The sequence below is a fragment of the Lapillicoccus sp. genome (genome assembly GCF_025353065.1).
Taxonomy (GTDB): Bacteria; Actinomycetota; Actinomycetes; order Actinomycetales; family Dermatophilaceae; genus Lapillicoccus.
The window spans coordinates 1-5,656 of sequence record NZ_JANXRJ010000336.1; the positions used below are offsets into that span (position 1 = coordinate 1).

Sequence of the window (5,656 nt, forward strand, 5' to 3'; positions counted from 1 at the left end):
TCTCGGACGCCATCACGCAGCAGTGGCAGGCAGCTCCGTGCAGGAAGTCCTCAGGGTCCTTGGGGGTACGTACCGCACAGACCGGGTCCGACGAACAGCGTCCAGCGTGACGCAGGGCCGAGGTGAGGATCGGACCGAGCAGAGAGGGGTCTGACAGTCGCACGAGCCCGCCGAGGGTGCCGTCACTGTCGGAGGCTGTCGTGCAGATCATCAACCCCGCAGCCGGCGGGCGCCCCTCCCCCGCCTCACCGGATGTGCTGCTCCAGGCGTAGATGCGTTCGGTGAGACTCGCCGCGCCGTAGCCCGCCGACATAGCCATCTCGCGGATGAGGACGTGGGCGAGGGTGTGGAGCAGCCAGTATCGCGCGGGTCGCAAACGTGAGTCAGGATCACCGGCGTCAGCGGTCTCCGAGAAGCGGCGCTCGAAGTTGCGCCAGTGTGAGGCACGGTGAGCCTCCCACAGTGACGATGCCTCAGTCCGTTTCTCCCACTCCGCGACGGCGTCCTCGTCCAGCTGGAGGAACACCCCTTCGCCGCGATCCTCGGTCGCCACCGCCCACGTCGGTCGGGCCGTCCGCGTCAGGGGCACGAGCCGGCCACTGAGGTCGTTGATGCGGTCCATCTCGTCGATCCGGGTGAAACCGACGATCGCGTTGACCTTGCGCAGCCGGTCGACGGCCAGCACTCGACTGACCTGAGCCTCAGCCATTGCGGGGTCGACGAACCGAGGCGACAGGGTGAGCCCACTCGCCCTGTCCTCATGGAACTGCTTGGCGGGCTCACGCTTCAGATAGCGCCATTCCGGGACGAGCAGATCGACCGGATCCCATCTCTCTCGACGATCTCGTCGGTCGTTGTCGGACTCACCAGGCGCTTTAGCGAGCGCGATGAGAGTGCCGAGCTCCGAGTCACTCAGCTCAGAGACGTCGACCTTGTCGCGCAGGAGAGCTCGAATGACGTTGAGCTGCGTCCCGAACTCGACGAGCTGGTCGCCCAGTGCCACTCTCAACCGATCGGCATCGTCGCGAGCCTTCTCGGCGGGGTCGAGCCTGGGCATGTCGATGATGGACTGCACCGCGGGGAACCAGAGGTTCGCCGCTCCGACGAGCATCAGCCGGGCCTCATTCGCGCAGCCCCCGGGAACGAACCCGTCGAGGTGCGGCAACCGGCCCCGGCACTGGGGCAGCCGTTCCTTGCCGGCCTGGCCCTGCGCCTGGTTCATCGGGCGCTTGGCCTCGCACGAGCGACAGTGGATCGTCGCGCTCGCTCCTCGCCCACCGTTGTGGTCGGTCATGTAGAGCGCGGGCGAGTCCGATGCGACCGAGCAACGCGCCCCGTCGTGTACCCACCAGTCATAAGGAAACTCGTCCAGGTGCCCGTCGGGACACGCCAGCAGATAACGCGCGGTGACGACCGGCTGACGACGACCTTTGCGTGGCGCGGCCGCTGCTTTCGTCGCCCCCGTCGACTCGGCCCGCCGCTTCCCGCGGCAGCCCTCGTGCTCGAAGATCGCCTCGTCGGTGCGGAACGGATGCGTGTTGCGATAGCTGAACGAGCTGATCGGGGCCAGCCGGTCACACCCCGTGCACCGCATCCACTGGGGAAAGACCCGAGCCGGCACCCCGAGGTCAGAGCCCTCCCGGGAAAACATCGACAGGTTGGGCTGCCGAGGAAACGGCCGGAGCTCGGCCACCTGCGGCCCGAGCATCATGCGCACGACCTCGAGCAGCCGAGGGGCGTGGATGGTCGGTATGCCGTCACGCCGCTTCCACACGGCGTCCCAGTCGTCGAGGCCCGAGGGCATCACGGTGAAGTGCGGCAGGTCCATGATCGCGCCCGGCCCGTAGGTGTAGAGCAGTGACGACGGCCGGGCCGACCCGACCTTGGCGTAGTTCTTCCTCACCCCGGCTTCGGCCATCCGGGCCCCGTCACCCATGGGGTCGAGCGGCCGGCTCGGCTCCGGCACGAGGGCCTCGAGGGCGTCGAGGGACGGCGGCACGTCGCTCATCAGGACGTCCCTCCACTCTGCGCGGACCACTGAGGCGCCGTCACCGGCTCAGCATGATGCAGCCGGTCAGGGTCCGGGCTCACCAGCAGGTTGATCTCGGGCTGCACCTCACGCATCGAGTTCGCCACCACCAGCGGCGGACGCACCGAACCGTCCTCGCGCCGACTGCCGCTCTCGGCGCTGCGGACCAGCGCGGCATACGTGCTGCGGTCGGTGACGCGCTCGTAGGCGAGCGACTTGTGCTGCGCCACGACGAGCGCGCGATGCGCCTCCCAGGCACCCAGCCGGTTGAGCAGCCGCTGCCGGGCGAGGTCCTGCGACGGCTCGTCCGAGGCGCGCAGCACCCGCGCCACCAGTGCCTCAATCAGACCGGTCATCGCGTCGTGACGATCGACGACCCGCCCGGCCGACCGCTCAGGTGAGAGCCCCTGAGGCCGCGCTGCGTCGAGGACGCGCGCGGCACTCACGAGCACTCCGTCGAGTCCGCGCTCCAGCGAGGTCACCGAGAACGGCGTCACCGAGAGCGCCTCGACCTGCGCATAGAACGTCTCGTGGTAATGCCGGAACTGCTCGTAGTGCGCGAGGTCACGCGGCCTCGCCCAGTTGCCGAGGGTGACCACGAGGCCGGGACGCGCCCCGTCACGGCCGACGCGTGAGGAGGCCTGGATGTATTCGGCCGTGTTCTTCGGTTGACCCACCATGAGCATGAGCCCGAGCCGGGTCACATCGACCCCGACCTGCAGCATCGAGGTGGCCAGGATGACGTCATAGGGGTTGACCGACCGCTCGGGGAGCGGGTCACCGCGCTCGCGTGCCTCACCGAGCGCCCGCCGACCGTCGGTCGAGTCGAAGACCGGGTCGAAGGCGGTCGCCATCTTGTCGAGGGTCTCGGTGATGCCGGAGCCGGAGACGCGCGAGGTCAGCTCGTCCATGTTGAGAGCGCCGTATGCCGTGCCGTAGCGCCGCGGCAGGCCCACCGACCGTCGTCCCTTGGACAGCGCGGTCTGGATGTCGTCCTGCATGTAGCGCGCCATCCCCGCCAGCTCGCGGGTGGCGTTGAAGTAGCCGACGAGCGTGAGATAGGGATCGGCCACCTCACCGGAGCGGTCGAGCACGAGCTGTGCCCCCGACATCAGCACTTCGGCCACCCGGATCTCGGCCGTGGTGAGCCGCACCCCGGTCGTGCTGACCCCGACGTATCGGCGGCCGGGACGGTCGGGCGTGACCGGCACCTCGGTCGAGAAGAACGTGTCGGAGACGTCGATGACCTGTGGCGGGAAGACGTTGACGTCGCGGCCGTAGAGCGCCCGGATCTGGTCGCGGGCGTTGCGCACGGTCGCCGTCGAGGCGACGATCAGCGGCTTGGCGGTCCGGCCCGACGCCGTCCGCCATGTCGTCAAGGCGTCGATCGCCACCTCGAAGAGCCCCACCGTCGTGCCGAGCGCGCCGGTGATGAGGTGCAGCTCGTCCTGGATGATGAGGTCGGGCGGCCGCAGGCGAGCGTGGGGATGCACCGCCGCAGCCGGCAGACCGGGGCGCTGCGGGTGCTTGCTCCCGTCCTTGATGTCGCACTGCTGGTAGTCGGGGTGGACGAACCCGTGCCGGTCGCAGCGCTTGGCGACGTAACCGAAGAGAGAGGCGGCCTCTCCTTCGCGGGCGAGCCGGGCGAACTTGTCGACCGTGGCGATGACGAAGGCCGGCGCCAGCCGGTAGATCTCCTCGTCGACGGTCAGCACGGGCAGCCCGCCGTCGACGGTGCCGCCGTCGGAAAACGGGCACTCGGCAAGGTCGTCGCCGCAGTAGACGAAGACCCGCCGGCGTTGCTCGTCGACCCGCACCGAGCGGGAGTCGATTGCGGTGCCGCACCACGGGCAGCGTTGAATCTGCAAGACGGTCAGCCGGTGGCCGCGCCCCTCGTTGACCCGACGCAGCTGCTCGGCGGCTTCGTCGACCCGTTTGGGCGAGACGTCGGTTCCCACCCAGAGACCGATCCGGAACGGCTCCTCACCCCAGACGCCGGGGTCGGCCCGCCGCGCGAGCTCGGCCGCGCACACCAGGGCCGTGGCGCGCTGGAACTGCTGCGCCGTGAGCAGCCGCAAGGTGTAGCGCATGAGCACGGTGACACCGGCCCGGCCGTCGAGCGGTCCGTCGGGCGAGTCGATGAGACCCTGTCGTCGCCGCACGGCGAACGCGTAGGCCGCGAGCCCGAGATAGGCCTCGGTCTTGCCACCACCGGTGGGGAAGAAGAGCAGCTCGACCTGAGCGAGGTCACCGGAGCGCTGCTCGGCGGCCGGGTCGCAGAGGGCCGGGAGCTGGATGAGGATGAAGGCGATCTGGAAGGTGCGCCAGGAGTGGGCACGCCCCGGCCCCTGGGCGAGCACGAGGGCTCGGGCCGCCGCGCGGCTCAGCGTCGGGTCGGTGGCGCGGGCGGCCGCGATCTGGGTCTGGATGCGCTGGTCGGCCATGGCCTGGTTCATGAAACCGAAGCACCGCATTGCCTCGGGATCCCCGACGAGGAAGGCCAGTCCGGCTCGCAGCTGATCGAGCACTCGTCGCGCTTCGGTCACGGCGTCGCGCGCCTCGTCGCGCAGGTGATCCGGCAGCTGCTCGGCCGTCGTGGCCTGCCCGTCGAGCCATGAGTCGTAGCCGTCGAGGATCGGCCTCAGCCCGGCCTCGACCTCGGCGGGGCTCGCGGTGGCGAGCACCGTCATGTCGAGCACCGTGCCCGGTGGGTCCTTGGCCTCGACTTGGGGCGTCTCGGCGGTCGGCAGCCACGTCGTCGACACGCGACGAGCCCGTCGCGCTCGTGGGTTGGCGGGGTCGAGCAGCCAGTCGACCGAGCAGGTGCGTCCGACCGCGAACTCCAACCGGTCGCGATATTGCAGTCCGAGCCGGCGCAGCTCGTCGTCGTCTTCGACGTGGCTGTCGTTGAGCGCGTCGTGCACCGGCAGGAAGACATCGGCCCCACCCGCCTCGACGTGCAGGGCGGTCTGGAACATCCACGCGTTGATGGGGATCTTCCGCGGTGTCTCTCGGTCGTTGCACAGGGCCACCTCGACGAGAAGGCGCCCGAGTGCCTCATCGTCGTAGCTGTCGATCCGCAGGACGACGTCGTCCTTGAGGCTGACCTCCGTCGTGACGCCGGGCTGCAGGTCGGCGACCCGGATGGTGCTCGGGATGTCGACGGGTTGGCGACGGAACCGGCGGATCGAGCGGCCGCCTGCGGTCACTTCTCCGGTGCTCTCGGGCTCGTAGGTGCCCCACGAGGCGATAACGGTGAACTCTGCGAGGTGGCGCGGGATCTGAAAGCGCAGACCCATCGACGCCGGGATCATCAGCCCGCGGCGCACCGGCTCGTCCTGCCCGGAGTCGTCGGCGCCGGCGTCGTCGTCCCCGTCGGCCGAGGTGTCGTCGACGTCACTCATCGGCACCCCCCGCGACTCCAGCGCGTCGAGGTCGTCACCGAGGTCGAAGGTGCTGTCGTCGGATGTCATCGACTGGTCGGCGTCGGGGTCCTCGGTCGCTGACGACGGCGCACTGCCCGAAGTGCCGATGAGCTTGACCGGGGCGATCCGCCCGAGGATGTAGCGCGAGTCAGGCGGGGCGTCGAGCACCTCGTCGTCGCCGCCCGCGGGGCCAAGCAGCTCG

General features: G+C 69.7%; 2 protein-coding genes. Both read right to left on the minus strand.

Annotation, left to right across the window (positions count from 1 at the left end; translation table 11 throughout):
- On the minus strand, window positions 1–2,008 hold a 2,008-nt coding region (locus tag Q0R63_RS24290), incomplete at its 3' end, for a DUF1998 domain-containing protein (RefSeq protein WP_295702980.1).
- The coding region (gene drmA / locus Q0R63_RS24295) for a DISARM system helicase DrmA (protein ID WP_295702981.1) at window positions 2,008–5,656 on the minus strand (3,649 nt) is incomplete at its 5' end. The genes Q0R63_RS24290 and drmA, both read right to left, overlap by 1 nt.